Below are 22,505 nucleotides of genomic sequence, written 5' to 3' on the forward strand. Positions count from 1 at the left end.
TCCTCGCCCCCCGCGTCCGCACGGAGGGCAGCCAGGCAGGCACCGGATGTCCGCAAGGCGTCAGCAACACCGCCCCCGCGCCCACTGCTCGCGCCCCAGGCCCATGGCCACCGTGCCCGACGCCGGAAGACTGGCTTGGCCCTGCGTGGGCGGCGGGTCGGGGAACAGGGGCATACCGTGACGACGAAGACGCTGCGCTTGCGGGTGGCGCGCATCACCCCCGTGGCCGAGGGCATCCGGTCCTATGAGCTGGTCTCCAGGGACGGCCGCGCACTGCCCGACTTCGAGGCCGGCGCCCACCTGGACGTCCAGGTGCCGACGTTGAACGGGATGCGGCAGTACTCCCTGTGCAACGACCCGGGCGAGACGCACCGCTACGTCATCGCCGTGCAGCGCGATGCGAACGGACGCGGCGGTTCGCGGGCCATGCACGACCACGTCCACGTGGGCGACACGCTCACCGTGAGCGAGCCCATCAACGACTTCCCCCTCCTCTACGCCCGCAGCTACGTGCTCATCGCGGGCGGCATCGGCATCACCCCGCTGCTGGCCATGGCGCGCCTGCTGGAGCGCACCGGCGCGGAGTGGGTGCTGCACTACTGCACGCGCGACGCGGGCCGGACCGCCTTCCGGGAGCTCCTGTCCTCGCCCTCCTTCGCCGGCCGCGTGCACCTGCACCACGACGGGGGCGACCCGGCGAAGGGCCTGGACGTGCGCACGCTGCTGAGCACGCGCGGCCCGGGCACGCGGCTGTACTGCTGCGGTCCGGCGGGCCTGATGAGGGCCGTGCGCGAGGCGGCCCTCCTGAACCGGTGGCCCTGGGAGAAGGTCCACTTCGAGGCCTTCACCGCCGCGGGCACCGCCGCCACCCACGCGACGCCGGAGGAGGACTTCGAGGTGGCCCTGCGCAGCACCGGCCAGGTCCTGCGCGTTCCGGCCGGCAAGAGCGTGCTCAACGTGCTGCGCACCCACGGGGTGAAGGTGGAGAGCGACTGCGAGGCCGGCTCCTGCGGCACCTGCGTCACCCGCGTGTGCGAGGGCACCCCCGAACACCGCGACACCTTCTTCCAGGCGGAGCCCGCGGGTGATGCCCGCATGCTCGTCTGCGTCTCTCGCGCACGTTCCAAGCGGCTGGTGCTGGACCTGTAGTAGGAGCGCGGGGTCGGGACGCGCTCGCTTCGGGCGCGTTCCTGGCGCCGCACGGGCGGCCTGGGGTCCAAGCCCCGCTCGCGCATGAGAGAGGCTGATGAGCGACGGGACGTTGTTCTCCATGGAGACCATTCCCACCGAGGCCCGGTATCAGGGCCGGCTGTGGGTGGCGGATCTGCTGGACCTCACAAGCTCCGCGCTCGTGGGCTGGGGCGCGGTGCGCGCGGCGGAGCAGCTGTCCACCCCGGGCGCGCTGGTGCTCGCGGGAGCCGTGGCGTGGTGCGTCCTGTCCGCCGTGGGCGGGCTGACGGGCCGCACCCCGGGCCGCCACTTCCTGGGCCTGAAGCTGGAGCGCGACGGGGGACGCACGCCGGGCCTGGGCACGGGGCTCCTGCGGGGCCTCACCGCGCCGGTGGAGCTGCTGCTCCAGGTGGTGCTGCAACAGCGGCCGCTGGACGCGCGGCTGGGTGTGCACGCGGTCGTGATTCCGGGCGGGGCTCGCGGCTGGCTCCGGGCCCTCCTGCCCCAGCTCATCGGGGTGGCGCTGCTCGCCGGCGCGGTGTGGAGCATCCTCACGCCCACGCGCCAGGAGATGCTCCAGTACCTGGACCGCACGCTGACCGGCTGGCACTGCTGCCACGGCACGCGCGACGTGACGTGGCAGTGCCGCACGTCCATGTCCCGCGCGGTGCGCAACGCGAAGGCAGGCGACGCGGAGGTGGCGGGCTTCCTGCGCGCGCAGTGCCCCGTGGGCGCCGCGCGACTGGGGCCTTGAGCGGGGGCGTGGCGGAGCGCGCCCACGCCATGACGCGCTACGGCTTGCGCAGCGGGAACTCCCCTTCGCCTTCCTTGCAGATGACCCGCACCGTGCGCTCGGGCACCATGGGCGCGCTGGCCTGCACCGTGAAGTAGGGCGCGACCGTCTTCACCTCGTGCTTCGCATATTCCGCGAGCGACGCCATGAACGCCTGCTGCCGCCGGGCCAGGACGATCTTGCACTTCGTCCAGGGGATGGTGTCCTCGTTGATGATGGTGAGGGTCCGGTTGACGTTGAAGCCCAGCAGACCGTCCGTCGTCGCGGAGCCCAGCAGCTTGCGAGGCTCCGCGGGCGGCTCCTCGCGCACCGGCTCCGCGACGGGCGCGGGGGCCACGGGCGTGGACGGGCGCACGGGGAGCACCACGTAGCGCTCGCCCTTCGACCCGTCCGCGTCGTCATCCAACCGCACCGTGAGCTGATCCCGCTTGGGACGGATGTTCTCCACGCGGGCCATCCCCAGCAGCGGGTGCTTGTTGGAGCCTCGCGCCGCCGGTCCCACCACCTGCAATGACACACCCGCGATGAGCCCGGGCCACGCCTCCACGTTCACCACGCGCTGACCGCCCCGCGTCTCCTCGATGGGCGCCACCAGCGTGTTCACGGACACCATGCGAGGAGGCCGCCGCGTCTTCGACACCGACGCCACCTTCACGTCCGGACGCTTGTCGGGGACCTCCACCGGAGCAGGCACCCCGCCCGCGTCCGGCGCCCCGTTCTCCGCGACGACCGGCGCCTCGTCGGGCGGCGGCGCCACGTCCGGGGGCGGCGTCACCACCGGCGGCTCGGGCGCGGCCACCACCGGCTCCGTCGGGGTGACGGGCGCGGGCGGCACCACGGCCGGGGAGGCCGTGTTCGCGTGAATCACATACGTGGTGAGGCCCACCGTGACGCCCACCAGCAGCAACGCCGCCACGGCGATCTGCGCCAGCGGCCGGCGACGCTCGGGCTTCTCCAGCGCCTGTCCGGGAGCGCCTTCCACCGGCGCCAGCGCCTGTGGGTCCGACACCCGGTGCACCGCGGTGGCGCCCAGCGCGGACGCGTCCAGCGCTTCATCACTCCGGGCCACCCCGCCCGAACCCGGGCCCCGGCTGGGAGCGCCCGATACGAACGTGCCCGAGGGCCCCCTCGCCAGTTCCGGCTCGATGCGCCCGGTGTCCCGCCGCACGGGCGCGTCGCCGGGCGTCCGCACCGCCGTGGCCTGGAAGGCCGCGCCCGACTCCGGACCTTCTCCAGGCGCGCCATACAGACCGGTGCCGGAGGAGCCGGAGCCTGAGCGCGCGACGGGCGGCGGCGTGCGGCGCTCCCCCGCGACGTTGGAGGCCAGCTTGCGCTGCTCGGCGAACGCCTCAGGGCACAGGGCGCGCACGAACTCGCCCACTTCCTCCGCGCCCATCGCCGCCCCGGTGCGCAAGAGCTCCGCGTTGAGCGCGCGACCGAAGTCGTCCGCCCGCAGGTAGCGCTCCGCCGGCACGGGCGCGAGCGCCCGCCGCAACACCGCCTCCAGCGACGGGTCCACGTCCGGCCGGAGGTCCGCCAGCGGCGGCACCACCGGATTCGACATGGCCGCCATCATCTCACCCACGGTCCCGTGGGGAACCAGCCCACGCCCCGCCAGCATCTCCCACACCACCACCGCGCAGGAGTAGATGTCGCTGCGGTGGTCCAGGGGCTCGGCGCGCACCTGCTCCGGGGACATGTAGCCCAGCTTCCCCATCACCGTGGCCGGCAGCGTGTACTTGCTGCGCGCGGTGGACTTCGCGAGGCCGAAGTCGATGACCTTCACCTCGCCCTCGTACGACACCATCACGTTGTGCGGGGACACGTCCCGGTGGACGATGCCCAGGGGGTCTCCGTCCGGGCCCGTCTTGCGGTGGGCGTACCCCAGCCCCTCCGCCATGCGCTGCCCGATGTAGAGCGCCACCGGCGCCGGCACCGCCCGCCCCTGCACCCGCGCCTGCTCCAGCAGGTACCCCAGGTCCACGCCCGCCACGTACTCCAGGGCCATGTAGTAGGTGCCGTCCGCCTCGCCCATGTCGTACACCTGGGCGATGGAGGAGTGCACCAGGTGCACCAGCACCTTGGCCTCGTGGTGGAACCGGTCCAGGAACTGCCGGTCCTTCACCAGCGCCGGCAGGATGGTCTTCACGATGCAGGGCTTCTCGAAGCCCGCCGCCCCGGTCAGCTTCGCCAGGTACACCTCTCCCATGCCGCCCTGGCCCAGGAGATGGACGAGCTCGTAGCGCCCGAAAAACCGAGGGGACTCTGGGGGTGCGGTGCTCATGGCTTCGATGTGGGAGCGCAGCACGGACTCCCCCATGGAATCAAGCCGCGCCCCCCGCTTCGCCCCTTCTTCTCAAACCCCAGACACCGCGCGCCAGCAAAAGAGAAAGTCCCGGAGCAAACGGAAAACCCGACGGCGTGTTCCTCCTGACAACAGGCGGGGTGTGAACCCGAGCACGTCCGGGGCCCCGTGCCCCGCGGAACGTTGCGACTCCCCCCCCGGATGCGTTCCCTGAAGTGCGGACCGCTTCCTTCCTCCGGGAGGGTGGCGGGCACCTTTCGGCCCCCCGGCCGGAGGGAGGCCTCTTGCGAGGTCGTCGTCCTGGAAGGAGTCGCGTCATGAAGCGATGGGGATTCGTCGGGTTGCTGGCGCTGATGGCATGTGGGCCGGAGTCCTCCACACGTCCTCTGTCGCGGGGACAGACCTGCCCGGGTGTCGTCGCCGGAGAGGTGACGACCCGCCAGGGCCTGGATTCGCCGCTGCCTTCCCGGGTGCAGGGCGACGGACGCCAGTCGGTCCTCATCCGCTTCCGCCGGGGCAGTCAGACGCAGGCCTCGCGCGTCACCGCGACCGGCGCCGAGCTGACGCGTGCCACGGGCGCGAAGGTGAGCGCCGTCTATCGCAACATCCCCGCGGTGGCCGCGCGCGTGAACGCCCTGGAACGCTTCATGCTGGAGCACAGCCCGCTGGTGGAGAGCATCGAGGAGGATCAACGCTGGTCCTCCCAGGGCCTGCCGCCCGCGCTGACGCAGCCGGAGGGGGCCTCCACCCTGGGCGCCTCGCCGTCCGACGAGTACTCCGAGGGGCTGCGCCTGGTGCAGGGGCCGGCGGTGTGGGACGCGAACGGGGACGGCGTGCTGGACCCGGGCGCTCCCACCGGCGAGGGCGTGAAGGTGTGCGTCATCGACAGCGGGCTGGACGTGGAGCACCCGGAGTTCCAGGGCGCCGTGGTGGCAAGCCACGACTTCCTGGAGGGCGACGATGATCCGACGGACAAGAGCGAAAAGGGCGAGTGGGGCCAGGGCCACGGCACGCACGTGGCGGGCATCATCGGCGCGCGGCTGGGACAGGGCGGCGTCACCGGCCCCCGGCTCAACGCGGGCGGCATGGTAGGCGTGGCCCCCGGCGCCTCGCTGCTCATCGCGCGCGTGTTGGATCCGCAGGGCTCCACGCAGATGAGCGTGGTGTTCTCCGCGCTGGAGTGGTGCGAGTCCCAGGGCGCGCGCGTCCTGTCGCTGTCGCTGGGCGGAGGCTCGCCCACGCGCAACTCGGTGGAGGCGTTCAAGGCGGCGCTGGACCACGGGATGCTGGTGGTGGCGGCCGCGGGCAACCAGGGCGGCCCGGTGCTGTACCCGGCGTCGGACCCGTCCGTGCTGGCGGTGGGCGCGGTGGACGCGAACGAGCGGCGCGCGAACTTCTCCAGCATGGGCAACGCCCTGGGCCTGATGGCGCCCGGCGTGGACGTGCTGTCCACCTTCCCCCGGGGCCTGGGCACCTTCGCGGAGATGTCCGTGAACGACCTGGTCCCCATGTCGCGCTCGCTGCTGTACTCACCCACCGGCGACGCGCTGGGGCGGCTGGTGGACTGCGGCCTGGGGGATTCCCTGGACGCGTGCCAGGACGCCACCTGTGACGGTTTCGTGGCCTACGTGCACCCGGGCGCGGTGCCCGTGGACCAGGCCATGTCCAACGTGATGATGCAGGGCGCGCGCGCGGTCATCTTCGGCAACGAGGACGCGCCCGCCGGCGGCGCCGCGGACATCCTCTCCCTGCCCCGCCGTGGCCACTGGGCGCCCGCCGTCAGCGTCAACCAGGCCACCGGCACCGTGCTGCGTCAGCGCCTGGGCACCTTCGCGCGGCTGAGCCTGGTCCCGGTGGACTACACCTACGTCTCCGGCACCTCCATGGCCGCGCCCTTCGTGAGCGGCGTGGCGGCGCTCCTCTGGAGCGCCCATCCCACGCTCACGCCGCTACAAGTCCGCGAAGCGATGGAGGCCTCCGCGCGCGACCTGGGCACGCCCGGCAGGGACCCCGCGTTCGGCCACGGTCTGGTGCATGCGCATGACGCCTTGCAGCGACTCCAGTGATGCCTGTTTTCTCATCCGCTGGGAGCAGGCCGGACAGTGTTGATGAGCGGAAATCCCAACGCGGAAACGCAATCGCGAATGCGCTTCCGCGTGGAATGAAGGCGCCGCGCGATTGTACGTGGCGCGCGCGAATGGCTTGCCTGGACGGCGGCCTGCCTGCGCGAAAACCCTTTCATTCTTGAATTGAGGATATCCATGTTGCGAATTGCTGTTGCCGCCTTCGTCCTTGCCGTGACCGGTTGCGCCTCCACGTCGAGTGGCGCGGCGGCTGGAGGGCGCGGGGGCAACGCCACGGTCACCGGCAGCATCACGTACCCGGAGAGCGGGCTGCAGGGAGACCCGTGCTCGTCGGTGAACGTGAAGGTGACCGAGGGAAACTCCGCCGCGCTGGGTTCGGGCGAGGTGAAGCAGAGCCGCAAGAACACCTGCAGCTACACCGTGGCGAGCCTGCCGGACGGCGCGGACCTGAAGGTGGAGCTGGTGGTGGACCCGGCCCTGAAGTGCGCCAGCGGCGCGGCGCCCACGGCCAGCCCGGAGCCCACGACGGTGAACGTCGCCCGCTTCGGGGCGAAGGTCCTCAGCTACAAGCTCTCCTGCGGGTAGCCTCCGCGCGCTGAAGGCCGGAGCATGAAGGACGGGGACGCGCCAGGGTGGGCGTCCCCGGTTTCGCGAGAATGGCAGGAGAGCCTGCGAGTGGGTTCTTCCGGGGACCATTGATTGCTGAACACAAGGGCGCGAAGCTTCGCCCGCCCATGTCCCTGTTCCGTCTGCGTACCGCCGTGCTCGCCCTGGTCCTTCTGGGGACGGGTTGCGAATCCGAAGCCCCCTTTCCCACCGAGGACGAGCTCGAGCAGTTGAGCATCCTGCACACGCCGAGCGTGAAGCCGGAGGTGGACCCCACGAACAAGTTTGGGGACAACGCTTCCGCGGCGGCGCTGGGCCACCGGCTCTTCGAGGACAAGGGGCTGTCGCGCTGCGGGACGGTGTCCTGCCGCGACTGCCATCAGGGGGACAGCTACACGGTGGAGACGGCCACGGCGGAGGGCTGCGGAGGCCAGCGCACGGAGCGCAATCCGCCCAGCCTGCTGAACACGGGCTACAACCGCTGGTTCATGTGGGACGGCCGGGCGGACCGGCTCTGGTCCCAGGCGGTGCTGCCGCTGACGAACCCGGTGGAGATGGATTCGGACGCCAGCGTGGTGCGCGCGCGGCTGGTGGCGGACCCCACGTACGTGTCCGCGTACTCGCAGCTGTTCGGTACGGCGCCCGCGGACGAGTCGGACGGGGACCGGCTGATGGCCAACGTGGGCAAGGTGCTGGCGGCGTACCAGCGCACGCTCAACCGGACGGATTCCCCCTTCGACGCGGACGTGCGGCGCTTCCTCGCGGCGGTGGAGGCGGGCACGCAGGAGAAGGACCCGGCGTACCTGGGGCTGAAGACCTTCGTGCGCAAGGGCCAGTGCGTGGTGTGCCACAAGGGCCGCATGCTGACGGACGACAAGTTCCACAACCTGGGCCTGAAGGACGCGGGCGCCGGGAAGCGCGGCCAGGCGGACGCGGTGGACTCGCTGCTGTCCTGGAAGTTCAACGCCGCGGGCCTCTTCAGCGACGCGCCCACGGGCCTGGACGCGGCGCGGCTGCCCACGCTGCGCGCGCAGGCGCAGGGCAAGCCGGACGAGGTGGTGGGCGCCTTCCGCACGCCGACGCTGCGCAACGTGGCGATGAGCGCGCCGTACATGCACACCGGCGCGGAGAAGACGCTGGAGGAGGTCGTCGACTTCTACAACGAGGGCGGCGACCCGGACGGCACGTTCCCCGGCGTGCGCACGGTGACCATCGTCAAGCTGGACCTGAGCAGCGAGGAGAAGCAGGCGCTGGTGACGCTGCTCAAGTCCATGACGGGCGCGCCGCGCTGACTTCAGCGCACCAGGTGGAAGGTCGTCTGACGCTGGAAGGCCCAGTGCACGGCGCCTTCCGCGTCCAGCACCACGTCCTCCTCCTGGGCGGAGCGCACGGGCTGGCCGTTCCACTCCGGGACGGGGCTCGTCGCCTGCAGCTCGATGGAGAACCAGGAGGACGGCATCACGCGGTGTTCGCCGTTGCCGGGCACGCCCTCCTGCCGGTCCCACATGCCAATCATCGGGCCGGCGCCATGGCCGTGCAGGCCAATGGGGTGTGAGTACACGGTCCCGTCGATGCCCTCCGCCTTCATGCGCGCGAGCGAGGCGCGCAGCACCTCGTTGCCGGTGCGGCCCGGTTTGATTTCCCCGGTGACGATGTCCTGGAGCCGGTTGGACGCCTTCAGCGCGGCCTTCAGGCCCTCGGGGACGTCCGTCTCGCCTTCGCGCAGCACGTAGCCCATGTGCTGGGTGTCGGTGTTGAGGCGCAGCGCCGTGATGCCGTAGTCGCAGTGGAGCACGTCGCCGCGCTGGATGACGGGGCTGTCGCCCAGCTGCTCCTCGGTGGCGCCCTTGCGCTGCACGTCCACGTCCGGCTGGAACCAGGTGTCCAGGCCCTGGTCGGCCAGGCGCTGACGCATCCACCACTCCACGTCCTTCGTGGTGGTGACGCCGGGGGTGATGACGGCGTTGGAGAAGGCGGTCTGGATGATGTTCCAGGCGTGCTTCGTGAGGTCCTCGTAGAAACGGACCTCGTCGGCGCTGCGCCAGCCGAGCACGTCCAGGGGCAGGCCGCCGGCGGGCTTGAAGCGCTTCACCCAGGCGGGGCCCAGGGCCTGGGCCATGCCTTCGTATTCGCCGTGGGTGAGGCCGTCGGCGAAGGCGATGGCGGGGGACACGTCGATGGCGATGGACTGGGGCTTGCGCTCCTCCACCACCTGCTTGAGCAGGGGCCACTGTTCGGGGCCCAGGAGTTCGGCGGGGCGCTGGGCGCCGCCCCGGTCCACCAGCTGGGGCGCGCGCCGGGCCTCGTAGAGACCGCCCTGCGTGCTGCCGCCCAGGGCCAGCCGCTCCACGCCCTTGTCACCGCCCCGGTCGAAGAAGACGTAGATGGTGCGGCGGCGGGCGGCGAAGGTGGTGGGGGCCACGAGCGCCTTGAAGACGGGGTCCTCGTTGTACTCGCGCATGGGGACGATCCACATCTGCACGCCGTGCTTGCGCATGAGCTGGGGCAGCGCGGTCTCCAGGCGTTCGCGAAGCCATGCCTGCTGGCGGTCCGCCTGTTCGCGCAGCGTGCCGAAGGGGCGCTCCGGCGCGGCGGGCGCGGACGCGACGGCCACGGGCGCGGCGGCGACGGCGGGGGCCGGGGCTTCGGTCTTCGCGGTCGGGACGGGCGCGGTGGCGCAGGCGGTGGAACAGACGAGCGGGACGACGAGCAGGTGTTTCCAGGAGCGCATGGGCGCGCAGTCTGTCACGCACGTCCGCGCGGTGCGAAGAAAGACAGACGCCCGCCGGGTCCCGGGTTGCCGGTCAGCCGTGAAAACCAGACACGCTGTGCTGGCTTCACGTTGAATCCGTGGAGCCTGGGGGTGTGGCGCGAGGGCTGACCTTGCGCAGTTCGTGGAAGTGCTCGCGGACGAAGCGCGCGGCGTTGAGCAGGGCATCCACGGGGCCGACGCCGACCATGCTGACGGTCAGGGGGACCGCGTGACCGATGAGCACGGGGCAGTACCAGTCCCCGTTGGCGTCCAGGGGAATGGGCACGGGCCTGCCCAGCGTGACGCGCGAGACGTGCGGGCGTCCGTGGTCGTCCTCGAAGGACCAGTAGTCGTCGGCCACCGGGTCATCGATGGACGTGTGCCGTGGAGGTCCGGAAGTCATGGATGGCAGCGTGCTCGCCTTGACGCGAATCTGTCCATTGCCCACTGGATTCAACTGTCATGGGCCCTGCTCGATGCCAGGAAGCGCGCCCGCCACGCACGGGCCGCAGTCGAGCGTTCCACCGCAGCCGTCCGTCGTCACACCGCAAGCCGGCCCCCGGGATTCACACGTCATGGGGACACAGGTGGCCGGGACGTACTCCTCGCTCGTGGCGAGCGTGCCCAGTTCGTTCACGCCGCCCACCACCAGCACCGTGCCCCGTCGCAGCCACAGCGCGCCCGCCTCGCCTCGCGGCTCATGCAGCGTGGGCGCCTGCGTCCACGTGCCGCGCACCGGGTCGAACCGCTCCGCCGACGCGAGCGTGCCGCGCGTGGAGTGCTCGCCGCCCACCACCAGCACCGCGCCCTCCCCCGTCACCAGCGCCGCGTGGTGCTCACGCGGCACCGAGGGCGACTCCACCAGCTCCCACGCGTTGCGCTCCGGCACGTACACCTCCGCCGTCTGCGCCGCGCGCGACGTGGTGCCGCCCACCACCAGCACGCGCCCATCCGGCAGCAGCGTCACGGTGTGCCCCAGCCGGTGCGTGCCCGCCGCGCCGCCCACCACGCCCGCCTTCTCCCAGTGGCCCGTCACCGGGTCGTACAGCTCCGCCTGCAGCCCGCTCACGAAGAGCACCCGGCCGGAGCGCAGCACCACCGCCGTCCCCTCGCCTCCCCGCACGAAGCCCGGGGCCTCCACCGGCCGCCACGTCCCCGCCGCCGGGTCGTACAGCTCCGCCGAGCGCACCGGTCGCAGGTCCACGTCCGTGCCGCCCGCCACCAGCACCTGCCCGTCCGGCAACACCACCGCCGCCGGGTCGTTGCGCGGCTCGCCCATGGGCGCCACCGCCGTCCACGTCCCCGTGTCCGGCGCGTACACCTCCGCGCTCGCCAGCGCCCCCACCGTCACCCCCTGGGAGCCGCCCACCGCCAGCACCCGCCCATCCAGCAGCCGCACCGCCGCGTGGTTGCGCCGCGCCGTGCGCAGCGCCCCCGTGGGCCGCCACCGTCCGGTGTCCGGGTCGAAGACCTCGCTGGAGCCCAGCGTGCGGTGCCCGTCGTGTCCCCCCGCCGCCAGCACCCGCCCATCCTCCAGCGCGACGTAGGGCAGGAGCCGGCGCGGCGTGGACAACACGCCTGGCACCGGCGCCTCCACGGCTCCCGCATCCGCTCGCGGCGCGGGCCCGCACGAGAACATCACTCCCAACCACAGCATCGTGACGCAAGATGTCGAAAGCCGTCGCATGACCCCACCCGGACGTCTGACCGAGGGGGTGTGTCTATCGCGCCGGTCTGACACTCCACGGCCGTGGGGCCCAATGATTCCGGGCCCTTGCCCTGCCCTCCGGGTTGGAAACACCCCTGGCGGCCGGGCGTCAGGGAAGCGCTCCGAACTCAGTGCCGCATGGGACCCACGGGGTCGTTCGCGGGCTCCGCGTCCATCCCCTCGCTGTTTCGGGGCGGCAGGGCCCCGCCGTCGTCATCCTCTTCCAGCGCGAGCTGCGGATGGTCCGCGGGCTTGAGCAGGATTTCGTCCTCGCGCACGGCCTCCACGTCGCTGTACTCGATGAGGTAGTCGCGCCGGGGAATGGGCACCAGGCCCTGTTCCAGCTCGAAGTGGGTGTCGCCCACGCCCGCCACCCGGCCCAGCTTCTGTCCATCGGCGGCGAGCACCGCCATGCCCTCTCGCACGTCGCCTGCGTGAATCATCGTGTCGCTCCTCGCGCCTGGGGTCCTCACCAAGAGTGGGGTCGCTCCCGCCGCCGTGCGCATCAAGGCAGGCAGCCCGGGGAGCCCCCGGGCAACCTTCCTCCACGCCAGGGGAACGGCCCGCGCACTCCCGGACGCGGTGCCCAACGTTCACGAGAAGGAGGTCGCCCCCGATGCTGCTGGAACTGTCGAACGACGAGTCACGCGTGCTGCAGGAGACCCTGGATGCGGCCCTCGGCGCCCTGCGGGAGGAGCGGACGCGGACGGAGGCGCGCGAACTCCAGGACGCCCTGGGCCGCCGCTACGCCCTGCTCCAATCCCTCCAGCGCCGCCTGGAGCCGCTGGTGGACAGCGAGGAGGTCTACGCCTGACCCACGCGCCTCACACCGCGCGCCCCGTCTTCCCGTCGAACCGGCGCAGGTAGCGCGCATCGTGGCGCAGCCACACCGGGTCCCCGCTCGCGGCGTGGAAGTCTCCGGGCGCCCGCGCCACCAGCCGCTCGCCGCCCGTCTCCACCGTCACCCAGACCTCCGCGCCCATGGGCTCCACCAGGTACACGCGCCCCTCGCGCGCATCCGCGGGGCGCTCGCCCTGGCCCACCTGGAGGTGCTCCGGCCTGAGGCCCAGCACCGCGTCCTCCGGGGGCAGCCCCAGCGTGTCCGGCTTCACCAGGTTGATGCGCGGCGAGCCGAAGAAGCCCGCCACGAACAGGTTCGCCGGGGCGTCGTACAGCTCGCGCGGCGGGGCCACCTGCTGCACCTCGCCCTGGCTCATCACCACCACGCGGTCCGACAGCGTCATCGCCTCCGCCTGGTCGTGCGTGACGTAGATGAACGTCGCCTGGAGCTGCTCGTGCAGCTTCTTGATCTCCCCCCGCATCTGCGTGCGCAGCGCCGCGTCCAGGTTGGACAGGGGCTCGTCGAACAGGAACACCTTCGGCCTTCGCACCAACGCGCGCCCCAGCGCCACCCGCTGCCGCTGCCCGCCCGACAGCTCCTTCGGCCGGCGCGCCAGCAGCGCCTCCAACCCCAGCACCCCGGACACCTCGCGCACCCGCGCGTCGATGTCCTTCGCCCCCATCCCCGCCACCTTCAGCGGGAACGCCAGGTTCCCCGCCACGTCCAGGTGCGGGTAGAGCGCGTAGCTCTGGAACACCATCGCGATGTCGCGCTCGCGCGGCGACAGGTCGTTCACCACCTGCCCGTCGATGCGAAGCGTGCCGCCGGACAACTCCTCCAGCCCCGCGATGAGGTTCAACGTCGTGGACTTGCCGCACCCGGATGGGCCCACCAGCGACACGAACTCGCCGTCCGCGATGTCCAGGCTCACGCCCTTCACCGCCGCCACCCCGCCCCGGTACACCTTGCGCACGTCCTGCAGGGACACCGTCGCCACCCGCGCCACCTCCACCTGAAGAAGGACCGCCGCGCCACCCTCACGCGCGGTCCGAAGAGGCGACCAGCATCGCCGCTCCCACCCGGCCGACAAGCCCGTCCCCACCGGCGCGTACGGCCGCGGACATCCCGCCCCGAAGGAAAGCGTTACTTCCAGGGTCAGCGGTTTGTTCCAGGCTCATTCCGTCTCTAGGATTCCCGCCCCAGGCGTCTGCCTCTGGAGGCCCCGCCATGCCGTTCATCTTCCGAGGCAACGACGTCACCGCCCTCCTGGACAACCCGCTCACGGCGGCCAACAGCCTGTTCAGCATCCTCGAGCAGGAGGAACCCGCGTTGGTGGCGGACCTGAGCGCCCTGTGGAAGACGCATGTCCGGGGAACGCCCCTGGTGGCGGGCACGGCCTACCGGCCCGCGCTGGGCGCCTTCGCGAAGATCTCCTCCTTCTGGGACAACACGTACAGCGACCAGCGCCTGGCGGGCCTGCTGTACGGGCCGAACGCCGCCGCGGCGACGCAGGCGGTGACGGGCGCGGCCTCCGCGAACCAGTTCCTGCGCGAGTTCGAGGCCGCGCGCGACGAGGCCTTCTACGTCTTCTTCCAGCTCAGCTCCGTCAACGAGCTGGCGGGCGTGTCGTTCCTGGCGACCTACTACCACCACGACATCTCCGCGCTGTTCGTCCAGCGCCCCCACAGCTTCGTGAGGGAAGTGGTGTCGCGCCGGGTCATCGAGACGGCGCAGATCATGCTGCGCATCCTCTACGGCAACATGAGCATGGGCTGGGGCAGCTTCTACAGCACGCGCACCCTGTCGACGACGCTGCTGCTCGCCAAGATGCACCACCACGCGCTGGCCACCTACCGGACGCCCGGCACGGGCCGGCGCTGCTACAACCAGAGCTCCGTCGCCTTCACGCTGCTGACGTTCTCCTACGTCGTCGCGCAGGCCTGGGTGGACAAGGGCTTCGCGTACAACGAGCAGCGCTGGTACCTGTTCTTCCAGAACGGCGAATGCCGGGGCGGGCTGCCCACCCCGCATCCCACGAACCTGCAGCGCCGGCGCATCGACATGCGCCTGCTCAATGGCTACAACGTCGAGCCCGAGGCGAACCTCATCCAGTGGATCCCCGCCTTCATCGTCACGCAGCTGCGCAACGCGCCCCGGTGGGTGCGCTACTGGACGGGACGCTGAAGACTCAGCGTTCCACCGTCACGCCCTTCCAGAAGGCCACGTGGTCCCGGATGTTGGCCGCCTTCGCCTTCGGCTCCGGATAGAACCAGGCGGCGTCGGCGTTCGTCTTTCCGTCCACCTCCACGGAGTAGTAGCTGGCCTCGCCCTTCCAGGGGCAATGCGTGTGCGTGGCGCTGGGTTTGAAGTGTTCCCGGTTCAGGCTGTCGGGCGGGAAGTAGACATTGCCCTCCACCTCTTCAAAGCGGTCACTCTTCGCGAGCACGACGCCATTCCATTTCGCGACTGGCATTGAACAAGCCCTCCTGGTTTTTTCTCGGGTAACCGCGCTTCAGCCGGTGTGCGCGGCATTCGTGGAGGCGTGCTCGGTGAGGAAGGGGGCGAGTTCAGCATTCACCAGCGCCGGCTCCTCCACCGAGGAGGAATGCCCACCGCGCGACAGGCGCACCAGCTTCGAGCCCGGGATGAGGGAGTGGATGCGCTCCGACTTCACGGGCACCGTGGCGCGGTCCTCCTCGCCCACGATGACCAGCGTGGGCGTGCGGATGCGCGGCAGCTCCTCCGCGACGCCCTGGCGCTTCATGACGCCGTTGACGGCGCGCCAGATGTCGCGGCGGTTCTGGCGCAGGCGCGCGCGCCACAGCGCCCGCTCCGCCTCGCGGCCCGGGTCGGTGAGGAACGACGTGCCGAACATGATGCGCATCACCGGCGCCGTCACGGGCGCCACGCCCAGGTAGCGGACCACCAGGTTGAGCGCGGTGTAGCGGGGAATGTTCGCGGTGGGCTCGGGGTCGGCGGAGGTCTCCAGCAGCACCAGCGAGCGCACCAGGTCCGGCCGGCGCGCGGCCAGCCGCATGCCGACAAAGCCGCCCATGGACAGGCCCACGAAGTGGACCGGCCCCACGCCCAGCGACTCGATGAGCGCCACCGCGTCCGCGTACACCGTCTCCATGTCGATGACGGCGTCGGGCGGCACCTCGCTCTGGCCCTGCCCCCGGTGGTCGTAGGAGATGCACCGGAAGCGGCCGCGCAGCGCCTCCACCTGCGGGTCGAACAGGCGCGTGCTCCACAGGAGGCCGTGGCTGAACAGCACCACGTCCCCGGTACCGCCGGTGTCCTCGAAGTACAGCCGGGTTCCATTCACGGACCGCATGGGCATGGGACGGACCTCCTGCTGGGTAAGGGGGACGGCGCCTGACCGCTGTCACCCTAGTCCAGGGCTCCCTGGGTGCGCAGCACTCCCTGGGAGTACGGTGTCCACTGGAGGAGACGGGCTGCCCGGGCTCGCTCGGAGCGCCGCTTGTGCCGCCCGACGGTCCGGAGGAGCATGGGCGCACCTCCGGATGCGCACTTCTCGCCCTGTCCTCGTCGCCCTCGCGGTGGTCGCCGTCCTCGCCGTGGGCCTGTTCTTCGCCCTGCGCCCGGCCGCGACCTCCGCGCCTTCGGCTCCCGTCACCCGGGCCTCCACGCCTCCTGCCGTGCTGGACGCGGGGAGCCCTGCCGCGCCCGTGCCGGTGAAGACGGCGGAGGCCGCCGCGAAGCCGCCGAACCGCTTCGTGGGCTCCGAGGTGTGCGCGGACTGCCACGAGGAGCAGCACACCGGCTGGAAGCACGACTGGCACGCGCGGGCGCTGTCGCCGGCGACGAAGCAGTACGTGGTGGGCTCGTTCACGGGCGCGGGCACGCACTTCAAGGGCGAATCCAGCGAGGCGTGGATGCGCCGCGACGGCGGCAAGTACCTGATGCGCACGAAGGGCGCGGACGGGAACCTGGGCGAGTGGCCGGTGCAGTGGCTGGTGGGCGGCAAGCGGATGCAGGACCCCATCACGCTGCTGCCGGACGGACGCTGGCAGGTGCTGCCGGTGTACTTCCACGTGACGGGCAAGGGCGAGTGGGTGGACTACTCGGAGAAGAAGCAGGGCGCGCTGGCGCCGGACCACCCGTTCTTCTGGGCGAACTTCCGTCGCAGCGCGCAGCACGCGTGCCTGGACTGCCACGTGACGGGCCTGGATGCGAGGTACGACCGGGAGAAGCACCAGTGGACGACGACGTTCGCGGACGCGGGCGTCGCGTGTGAGTCCTGCCACGGGCCGGGTGGGCGACATGCGGAGTCGCAGGCGCCAGCGGACATCGTCCAGCCGGAGAAACTGGGCGCGGCGGAGGGCTTCGCGGTGTGCGCGCAGTGCCACGGGCCTCGGCGCACGCTGTTCCCGATGCTGGACGCGGCGCACCGCTACCAGCCCGGTCAGCGCTACGACGCGAACTACCAGCCCATGGTGTTGCTGGTGGGCAACGAGCGCTCCGGCGACTTCTTCAGCGACGGGCGCCCCAGCACCTCCAGCTTCGAGTACCAGGCGCTCATCCAGTCGAAGTGCCACCTGCAGGGTGGGGCCACGTGCCTGACGTGCCACACGGCGCCGCATGATCCGCACGCGCCCAATGAAGTGAAGCCGCTGACGAAGGCGGCGCCCGCGCGCACGTCCGCGAACGCGGCGACGTGCCAGGGCTGTCACGCGGAGGTGGTGGCGCAGGGGGACAAGCACACGCACCACAAGGCCGCGGCGGCGCAGGACTGCATCGCGTGTCACATGCCGCCGGTGGTGTCGGGCGTGTTGGACCACTTCGCGGACCACGCGCTGGACGTGCCGGTGCCCCAGAACACGGCGCGCCACGACGTGCCCAACGCGTGCAATGCCTGCCACACGAAGGAGACGCCGGACGCGATGGGGCAGGCGTTGACGAAGTGGTGGCCCCAGGCGGCGCAGCGCCAGCAGCGGCGGTTGCGGCTGGCGGACGCGTTCGATGAGAAGACGGCGGCGCAGAGCCGGGGTCCGCTGGAGGCGGTGCTGGCGGACACGGCGGAGGCGGGCACGCTCCGGGGCGCGGCGGCGAAGTTCCTCGCGCGAAGGTTCAAGCGCGAAGCGGTGCCGGCGCTGCGGGCGACGCTGAAGGGCACGACGGACAGCACGTTGCGCTCGGACCTCATCGACGCGCTGGGCAGCGTGAACGCGCGTGAGGCGACGGAGGACCTGGTGCCGCTCTTGAAGGACGGCTCGCTGTGGGTGCGGCAGGGCGCGGCGCTGACGCTGGCGTCGTTCGGGGACGCGCGCGCGATGCCGGCGCTGGAGGCCCTGGCGAACCAGCCGGAGACGAGCGGGCTGGTGCAGCCGCACGTGATGCTCGGGCAGTTGGCGATGCGCAAGCGGGACGTCGTCACGGCGACGCGCGAGTTCGAGCGGGCGTTGGATTTGCAGCCCTACAACGCGGACGTGCTGGTGCGGCTGGCGGACCTGTACATGGTGCAGGGCAACGTGGCGAAGGGCCGCGAGCGGCTGGAAGAGGCGCTCCGGTTCGACCCGCAGAGCCGGTCGGCGAAGCAGCGGTTGGGCATGATGCCGGCGCCGTGAGGAGGGGATGGCTGTGTTTGATTCCGGGAGCCCTGCTGTTGTCGGGGTGTCCACGGAACCCGCCTGCTCGCGCTCCCTGGGTGGATGACGGGTCCATCCAATTCCCCAGCTTCTTCGAGCAGCCAAGCTCCGAAGGTGAAATCGTCGAGATCAGCGGCGCCGTCCTGCGTGCGGTCGAACTCGCCGCCGACGATTTTCTCGGGCCCCAGAATGCCGACACTCCCTGCACGGACCGACGTGAGTCGCACCAGTACAGGGTCATTCAACGGCAGGGTGTCCTCTTCATCCGGATCGATGAAAACCCTCAAGCCTGTGGCCTGACTGTTCCGGGGCTGCATTCCGGCGCGCAGTACGCGGTGGGCAGCGATGGGACGCTTCTGCGTCGCCTCAGGGATGGAGAACCCGACGCTTCCTGGAGGCCGATGGACGCAGGGGCTGGTACTCCAGTTCCGTCGTCGGAAGTCGGCCGGTCATTCGAGCCGCCGGATGGCTCCGTTCCCCTGCCGTTCATCCTCGAATCCAGCCAGGATGCGGGCACCTGATTTTACTCGGAAGGGCATCGTGACGGACAAACTGGGTCAGCTTCTGGAGGAGGTCACGGACGAGGCGTCCTTCCTCCGCTTCGTCCTCGCCCTGAAAGATGACTACGAAGCGGACCGCGCGGAGGCAGCACGGCTTCCTCCCGCGCCGTACTCACCGGGACCTCTCGGCTGGGAGAACGGCACCATCGTAAGCTTTCTCGAAGCGGGCGCGGACTGGGCAGAGGCGACAAGCCAACAGGCTCCCCACAAGAACCCCTGGCACCGATGCGCGAGCATCCTGTTCGCCGGCAAGTCCTACGAGTAACAGGCCAGGGCCACACCCCCTTCAAGCATCCCCATTAGCCGGCGCCGTGAGCGCTCAGTGCTGGATGGCGAGGATGCGTCGTCCCTTCACATCCACGGCGTAGGTCGCCCCCATGTCCATGAGGGGCCCCTGCTTCTCGCAGAGTTGGGGCTTCAGGGTGATCTGCACGAACGTCACGCCCTCCGGACCGGGCGCGGCGGTGACGTCATAGGACTCACGCTGGTAGAGGCACTGCTCTTCCTCCGTGGCCCCTTTGTGTGGCTTCAGGTCCAGGGGACGGAAGTCATCCAGGGCCAGCTGCATGGCGGTCACCGTCCCGCCCTCGAGCGTCCGCGCGTCCTCGGGAAGGTCGAGCGGGAACTGGACGCGAGCGGCTTCCTCCGGCGGGGCATGAGCTGGCCGCGAATCCCGGTGGAAGAGCGCGCACGCCGACAGCAGCAGGCACACGGGAAGGAGCAGTCCGGACTTCATCAAGGCTCCACGCCAGCCGGTCGCTGGATTTTGAATGGGCATGGGGTGGTTTCTATTCCTCGACCGAGGTCATCAGACCGACGGCCTTGTGCTCTGGCTTCACGATACCAATGAGCGCCCAGCTCTTCCCACGCCGCTCATAGACTTCTCCCGGCCGGGCCTCTCCGATGTGGGGCACGAGCTTCATCACCCTGCACTTCGTGTCGAACTGAAGCCGGATGGAGTACCGCTGACGCGCCTCGGTCCGGTCCGGCCTGGACATGCGCGAATCAGCCCACGGATGACTGTGGTAGTCCGCGTGGATGTTCGCCTCGCCACGCGAATCCCGGACGAGGTTCGGCTGCCTGCAGCTCTTCTCCTTCTCGGGAATCGCCTTCAACAGAGGCCCCAGCGGTGACGGCATGCTCGCTGAATAAGAGCCGTCTCCCACGGAGTAGAGGATCCGGATCCTTTCAACGACCAGGTCTCCCGCGCCTGCGCCGCCGTGAGCATCCTCCTGGTCCTCTGTCATTGATTGTCATCCTGCCCCCAGGGGCAGGACCGACGTTCATCGCCCCCGCCGCCGGGCAATTCCATACGCGACTGTGTTGTCCATTGGAGCGCCACGGGGGCGCCCCCGTGGCGGGGGCATGGCTTCGCCCCTACCTGGGGAGCACCCTTTATGAACGCCCTCCCGTTCGCAGCCCTGCTGGCCCAGCTTGGAGCCTCCGGCGTGGTCTCCGCCCAGCCCGGCCCTGAACAGCCCCGGGCCGTGGCCCAGGACACCGCGCCAGGACCTCGCGCCACGCCCACCCCGCAGCCCACCCAGGATCCGCAGGACGTGCCGGAGGTGCCGCCGCCCTTCGAGGCGAACGTGTCGGATCCGCTGCTCGCCCCGGCATCCACCGCGCCGCTGCAGCTCACCTCGTGGAACCAGGCGCTCACGCTCCTGCGCCAGCGCTCCACCGACCTGCAGGCCGCCCTGGGACAGATTGAAGTGGCCGCGGGCACGTGGCGCATCGCGCTCGCGAACCTGCTGCCCAGCGTCACCGGCACCCTGGGCGCCCAGTACAACGTGCTCAACCCGAGCCTGGTCGCCATCGGCGGTGGCGCTGGCGGCGGCCTTGGCGGCGGCGTGGGCACCGGCGGCGGCATCACCCCCACGGAATTGCTGGGCGTGGGCACGATCGCCGCGTCCGTGCCGCTGGTGGACCTGGCCAGCCTCTACGCCCTGGGCAGCGCGAAGGAGAACCGGCGCACCGCCGCCCTGTCGCTCGCGGAGACGCGCCGGCAGCTCACCCGCGGCCTCGCGCAGGCGCTCGTCTCCGTGTCCTCCACGGAGCGGCTGGCGGAGGTCAACCGCGTCAACCTGCGCACCGCGCTGGAGCGGCTGGCCCTCGCGCAGCGCCGCTTCGAGCTGGGCGCCGGCACCCGCCTGGACGTCGTGCGCGTGGAGCAGGACGCGCAGGCCGCCCGCCGCAACGTGGTGACGGGCGACGAGGACCTGCGCCAGGCGCGCGAGTCCCTGGGGCTCGCGCTGGGCACACCTTCCGCCGTGGGCCTGGCCAAGGGGCTGGAGCTGAACACCCTGCTCCAGGGCGCCAGCCAGACCTGCCACCCGCTGGAGTCGCTGGAGCGCCGCGCGGACATCGCCGCGGCCCGCTCCCGGCTGGTGGTGGCCGAGCGCGCCATTGGCGAGGTGAAGCGCCAGTACGCGCCCACGCTGGACCTCACCAGCAACACCACCGCGCTCACCGTCAACCCGGGCTTCGCGGAGGTGCCCATCTGGAACATCGGCGCAAGCCTCGTGCTGCCCTTCTGGGACGGCGGCGCGCGCGAGGGTCGGCTGCGCCAGACGCGCGGCCAGTTGGAGCAGGCCCGCGCGGACGTCGTCGCGCGCGAGCGCAACGTCGTCGTGGAGGTCACCCAGGCGAAGCGCGCCGTGCAGGTGAGCCAGGAGACGCGCGCCCTGGCGGACCGCGAGCTGAACCTCGCGAAGGAGAATGACCGGCTCTCCCGCCGCGCCTTCGAGGTGGGCACCGGAACGAGCCTCGAGCTGGTGGACGCGGCCGGGGCCCTGCGACAGGCGGAGCTGGCGCTCGTGATTCGAGACTTCCAACTGCGCCAGGCGCAGGTGGACGCATTCTTGTCGGAGGCAGCATGCGAGTGGTGAGGGGTGATTGGGGCGCATGGGGACTCGTGCTCGCGCTTGCGGGCGGCTGCAGCGGCGGAAAGGAAGGGGGACAGGGCGGGCCCGGTGGCGGCCCCCAGGGTGGCCAGCAGGGACAGGGCGGCGGCAAACCCCTGCCCGTGCAGGTGCTCCAGGTCCAGCCCGGCCCGGTGCGCGACACCCGCGAGTACGTGGGCACGCTCATCTCCCGGCGCAGCATCACCGTCTTCCCGCAGGTGGCCGGCTACGTGCAATCCATCGCCGTGCACCCCGGGGACACGGTGCGCTCCGGCCAGGTGCTGCTCGTCGTGGACCCCCGTCAGGAACGGGCGACCCTGCGCGCCACCCAGGCGCAGAAGGCCTCCGCGGTCGCCAGCCGCGAGTTCGCGCGCAAGACGCGGGAGCGCAGCGCGCAACTGCTCAAGGAAGGCCTCGTGAGCCGCCAGGACTACGAGCAGGCCGTGGCCCAGGCGGAGCAGGCCGTGGCCCAGGCCCGCGCCGCGGAGGCACAGATTCAGAACCAGCAGGTGCAGTTGGGCTTCTTCAGCGTGAGCGCCCCCTTCGACGGCATCGTGGGCGACATCCCGGTGAAGCTGGGCGACTACGTGTCCTCTGAGACGGCGCTCACCATCGTGGACCAGAGCCGGGCGCTGGAGCTGTCCGTGCAGGTGCCGGTGGATCAGGCCAGCCGCGTGAAGCTGGGACAGACGCCCCTGGAGGTGCTGGACGACGACGGCAAGCCCGTGGTCCGCGCGCCCGCGTTCTTCGTCGCCACCACGCCCAACCCGGCCACGCAGCTGGTGGAGGTGAAGGCCGCCTTCGTCAACACCATGGGCCTGAGGGCTGGCCAGTTGGTGCGCGCGCAGCTCGTCTACGACGTGCGCGAGGCCCTGAAGATGCCCACCACCGCGGTGACACGGCAGGGCAGCCAGTCCTTCGCCATGGTGGTGGGACAGAGCGACGGCGGCACCGTGGCGAAGCGCCAGCCGGTGACGCTGGGGCTGGTGGAGGGCAACGACTACGAGGTGCTCAAGGGCCTGGACGCGGGCACGCAGGTGGTCATCAGCGGCGTGCAGCAACTGCGCGACGGCATGCCCATCACGGCGAAGCCCGCGCAGCAGGGCCACACGGAAGGCATGCCCGACACCTCCGCGCCAGGCACGGGCGGCGGCGCGGACGCGGGCCGCTAGGG

At 71.2% G+C, this 22,505-nt stretch carries 22 protein-coding genes; 12 read left to right on the forward strand and 10 right to left on the reverse strand.

Annotated features, from left to right (window positions below):
* Positions 1-177 precede the first annotated feature (177 nt).
* Both D7X74_RS09425 and D7X74_RS09430 read left to right on the forward strand, forming a co-directional pair.
* Positions 178-1,149, forward strand: a complete 972-nt coding sequence (locus D7X74_RS09425; protein WP_120532595.1) for a PDR/VanB family oxidoreductase — start codon at positions 178-180, stop codon at positions 1,147-1,149.
* 97 nt (positions 1,150-1,246) lie between these two features.
* On the forward strand, positions 1,247-1,924 hold the full coding sequence (locus tag D7X74_RS09430) for an RDD family protein (RefSeq protein ID WP_120532596.1): 678 nt from the start codon (positions 1,247-1,249) through the stop codon (positions 1,922-1,924).
* A gap of 37 nt (positions 1,925-1,961) precedes the next feature.
* On the opposite strand, the gene D7X74_RS09435 is transcribed toward D7X74_RS09430, so the two are convergent.
* A complete protein-coding gene (locus D7X74_RS09435) occupies positions 1,962-4,247 on the reverse strand; it encodes a serine/threonine-protein kinase (protein ID WP_120532623.1) in 2,286 nt (761 codons plus the stop codon).
* 338 nt (positions 4,248-4,585) lie between these two features.
* Between D7X74_RS09435 and D7X74_RS09440 the strand changes: the two genes are divergently transcribed.
* The 3 genes from D7X74_RS09440 (at position 4,586) to D7X74_RS09450 (ending at position 8,250) form a co-directional block, all read left to right on the forward strand.
* Complete coding sequence (locus tag D7X74_RS09440; RefSeq protein ID WP_120532597.1) at positions 4,586-6,334, forward strand: S8 family serine peptidase; 1,749 nt, start codon at positions 4,586-4,588, stop codon at positions 6,332-6,334.
* A gap of 195 nt (positions 6,335-6,529) precedes the next feature.
* A complete protein-coding gene (locus tag D7X74_RS09445; protein ID WP_120532598.1) occupies positions 6,530-6,937 on the forward strand; it encodes a hypothetical protein in 408 nt (135 codons plus the stop codon).
* A 149-nt stretch (positions 6,938-7,086) separates the two neighbouring features.
* Positions 7,087-8,250 (forward strand): cytochrome-c peroxidase, encoded by a 1,164-nt coding sequence (locus D7X74_RS09450; RefSeq protein WP_120532599.1) that lies wholly within the window; start codon positions 7,087-7,089, stop codon positions 8,248-8,250.
* A 2-nt stretch (positions 8,251-8,252) separates the two neighbouring features.
* Here D7X74_RS09450 and D7X74_RS09455 read toward each other — a convergent pair whose 3' ends face one another.
* From D7X74_RS09455 to D7X74_RS09470, 4 genes are all read right to left on the reverse strand, one after another.
* Positions 8,253-9,689, reverse strand: coding sequence for a M24 family metallopeptidase (locus D7X74_RS09455; RefSeq protein ID WP_120532600.1), 1,437 nt, complete (start codon positions 9,687-9,689; stop codon positions 8,253-8,255).
* 106 nt (positions 9,690-9,795) lie between these two features.
* Positions 9,796-10,113, reverse strand: coding sequence for a hypothetical protein (locus D7X74_RS09460; RefSeq protein WP_147446521.1), 318 nt, complete (start codon positions 10,111-10,113; stop codon positions 9,796-9,798).
* Between the two features lie 57 nt (positions 10,114-10,170).
* Complete coding sequence (locus D7X74_RS09465; protein ID WP_233602039.1) at positions 10,171-11,295, reverse strand: kelch motif-containing protein; 1,125 nt, start codon at positions 11,293-11,295, stop codon at positions 10,171-10,173.
* Between the two features lie 251 nt (positions 11,296-11,546).
* Entirely contained in the window at positions 11,547-11,861 is a 315-nt protein-coding gene (locus D7X74_RS09470; RefSeq protein WP_120532603.1) for a DUF2171 domain-containing protein, read from the reverse strand.
* 173 nt (positions 11,862-12,034) lie between these two features.
* Between D7X74_RS09470 and D7X74_RS09475 the strand changes: the two genes are divergently transcribed.
* Positions 12,035-12,232: a hypothetical protein gene (locus D7X74_RS09475; protein WP_120532604.1), complete on the forward strand. Its 198-nt coding sequence runs from the start codon at positions 12,035-12,037 to the stop codon at positions 12,230-12,232.
* A 10-nt stretch (positions 12,233-12,242) separates the two neighbouring features.
* Here the strand turns inward: D7X74_RS09475 and D7X74_RS09480 are convergent, their stop codons facing one another.
* Entirely contained in the window at positions 12,243-13,256 is a 1,014-nt protein-coding gene (locus D7X74_RS09480; RefSeq protein ID WP_120532624.1) for an ABC transporter ATP-binding protein, read from the reverse strand.
* 230 nt (positions 13,257-13,486) lie between these two features.
* Between D7X74_RS09480 and D7X74_RS09485 the strand changes: the two genes are divergently transcribed.
* Positions 13,487-14,443 carry a hypothetical protein gene (locus D7X74_RS09485; RefSeq protein ID WP_120532605.1) on the forward strand — a complete coding sequence of 319 codons (957 nt, stop codon included), beginning with the start codon at positions 13,487-13,489 and terminating at the stop codon, positions 14,441-14,443.
* A 4-nt stretch (positions 14,444-14,447) separates the two neighbouring features.
* On the opposite strand, the gene D7X74_RS09490 is transcribed toward D7X74_RS09485, so the two are convergent.
* Both D7X74_RS09490 and D7X74_RS09495 read right to left on the reverse strand, forming a co-directional pair.
* Positions 14,448-14,732 carry a DUF427 domain-containing protein gene (locus D7X74_RS09490; RefSeq protein ID WP_120532606.1) on the reverse strand — a complete coding sequence of 95 codons (285 nt, stop codon included), beginning with the start codon at positions 14,730-14,732 and terminating at the stop codon, positions 14,448-14,450.
* Between the two features lie 39 nt (positions 14,733-14,771).
* Positions 14,772-15,599 carry an alpha/beta fold hydrolase gene (locus D7X74_RS09495; RefSeq protein WP_120532607.1) on the reverse strand — a complete coding sequence of 276 codons (828 nt, stop codon included), beginning with the start codon at positions 15,597-15,599 and terminating at the stop codon, positions 14,772-14,774.
* A 184-nt stretch (positions 15,600-15,783) separates the two neighbouring features.
* On the opposite strand from D7X74_RS09495, the gene D7X74_RS09500 reads away from it, so the two are divergent.
* From D7X74_RS09500 to D7X74_RS09510, 3 genes are all read left to right on the forward strand, one after another.
* The gene (locus tag D7X74_RS09500; RefSeq protein WP_120532608.1) at positions 15,784-17,847 is read left to right on the forward strand and encodes a HEAT repeat domain-containing protein; all 2,064 of its coding nucleotides are present in this window, start codon (positions 15,784-15,786) and stop codon (positions 17,845-17,847) included.
* A gap of 80 nt (positions 17,848-17,927) precedes the next feature.
* Positions 17,928-18,389, forward strand: coding sequence for a hypothetical protein (locus D7X74_RS09505; RefSeq protein ID WP_120532609.1), 462 nt, complete (start codon positions 17,928-17,930; stop codon positions 18,387-18,389).
* Between the two features lie 19 nt (positions 18,390-18,408).
* A complete protein-coding gene (locus tag D7X74_RS09510) occupies positions 18,409-18,693 on the forward strand; it encodes a hypothetical protein (protein ID WP_199741796.1) in 285 nt (94 codons plus the stop codon).
* Between the two features lie 54 nt (positions 18,694-18,747).
* Here the strand turns inward: D7X74_RS09510 and D7X74_RS09515 are convergent, their stop codons facing one another.
* Positions 18,748-19,164, reverse strand: coding sequence for a hypothetical protein (locus D7X74_RS09515; protein ID WP_120532611.1), 417 nt, complete (start codon positions 19,162-19,164; stop codon positions 18,748-18,750).
* A gap of 52 nt (positions 19,165-19,216) precedes the next feature.
* A complete protein-coding gene (locus tag D7X74_RS09520) occupies positions 19,217-19,675 on the reverse strand; it encodes a hypothetical protein (protein ID WP_120532612.1) in 459 nt (152 codons plus the stop codon).
* Between the two features lie 150 nt (positions 19,676-19,825).
* Between D7X74_RS09520 and D7X74_RS09525 the strand changes: the two genes are divergently transcribed.
* A complete protein-coding gene (locus tag D7X74_RS09525; RefSeq protein WP_120532613.1) occupies positions 19,826-21,316 on the forward strand; it encodes a TolC family protein in 1,491 nt (496 codons plus the stop codon).
* The gene (locus D7X74_RS09530) at positions 21,304-22,503 is read left to right on the forward strand and encodes an efflux RND transporter periplasmic adaptor subunit (RefSeq protein WP_120532614.1); all 1,200 of its coding nucleotides are present in this window, start codon (positions 21,304-21,306) and stop codon (positions 22,501-22,503) included. The genes D7X74_RS09525 and D7X74_RS09530 overlap by 13 nt, the downstream gene beginning before the upstream one ends.
* Positions 22,504-22,505: the final 2 nt, after the last annotated feature.

Origin of the sequence: Corallococcus sp. CA047B, from assembly GCF_003612065.1 — a bacterium.
GTDB classification, from domain to species: domain Bacteria; phylum Myxococcota; class Myxococcia; order Myxococcales; family Myxococcaceae; genus Corallococcus; species Corallococcus praedator.

Excerpts from the sequence above, each read along its gene's own strand:
- D7X74_RS09475 (WP_120532604.1), top strand. The coding sequence starts at position 12,035 with ATGCTGCTGGAACTGTCGAACGACGAGTCACGCGTGCTGCAGGAGACC.
- D7X74_RS09515 (WP_120532611.1), bottom strand. The coding sequence starts at position 19,164 with ATGAAGTCCGGACTGCTCCTTCCCGTGTGCCTGCTGCTGTCGGCGTGC.
- D7X74_RS09500 (WP_120532608.1), top strand. The coding sequence starts at position 15,784 with ATGCGCACTTCTCGCCCTGTCCTCGTCGCCCTCGCGGTGGTCGCCGTC.
- D7X74_RS09470 (WP_120532603.1), bottom strand. The coding sequence starts at position 11,861 with ATGATTCACGCAGGCGACGTGCGAGAGGGCATGGCGGTGCTCGCCGCC.
- D7X74_RS09495 (WP_120532607.1), bottom strand. The coding sequence starts at position 15,599 with ATGCCCATGCGGTCCGTGAATGGAACCCGGCTGTACTTCGAGGACACC.
- D7X74_RS09485 (WP_120532605.1), top strand. The coding sequence starts at position 13,487 with ATGCCGTTCATCTTCCGAGGCAACGACGTCACCGCCCTCCTGGACAAC.
- D7X74_RS09460 (WP_147446521.1), bottom strand. The coding sequence starts at position 10,113 with ATGACTTCCGGACCTCCACGGCACACGTCCATCGATGACCCGGTGGCC.
- D7X74_RS09440 (WP_120532597.1), top strand. The coding sequence starts at position 4,586 with ATGAAGCGATGGGGATTCGTCGGGTTGCTGGCGCTGATGGCATGTGGG.
- D7X74_RS09450 (WP_120532599.1), top strand. The coding sequence starts at position 7,087 with ATGTCCCTGTTCCGTCTGCGTACCGCCGTGCTCGCCCTGGTCCTTCTG.
- D7X74_RS09525 (WP_120532613.1), top strand. The coding sequence starts at position 19,826 with ATGAACGCCCTCCCGTTCGCAGCCCTGCTGGCCCAGCTTGGAGCCTCC.
- D7X74_RS09445 (WP_120532598.1), top strand. The coding sequence starts at position 6,530 with ATGTTGCGAATTGCTGTTGCCGCCTTCGTCCTTGCCGTGACCGGTTGC.
- D7X74_RS09435 (WP_120532623.1), bottom strand. The coding sequence starts at position 4,247 with ATGAGCACCGCACCCCCAGAGTCCCCTCGGTTTTTCGGGCGCTACGAG.
- D7X74_RS09455 (WP_120532600.1), bottom strand. The coding sequence starts at position 9,689 with ATGCGCTCCTGGAAACACCTGCTCGTCGTCCCGCTCGTCTGTTCCACC.
- D7X74_RS09490 (WP_120532606.1), bottom strand. The coding sequence starts at position 14,732 with ATGCCAGTCGCGAAATGGAATGGCGTCGTGCTCGCGAAGAGTGACCGC.
- D7X74_RS09430 (WP_120532596.1), top strand. The coding sequence starts at position 1,247 with ATGAGCGACGGGACGTTGTTCTCCATGGAGACCATTCCCACCGAGGCC.
- D7X74_RS09520 (WP_120532612.1), bottom strand. The coding sequence starts at position 19,675 with ATGACAGAGGACCAGGAGGATGCTCACGGCGGCGCAGGCGCGGGAGAC.
- D7X74_RS09530 (WP_120532614.1), top strand. The coding sequence starts at position 21,304 with ATGCGAGTGGTGAGGGGTGATTGGGGCGCATGGGGACTCGTGCTCGCG.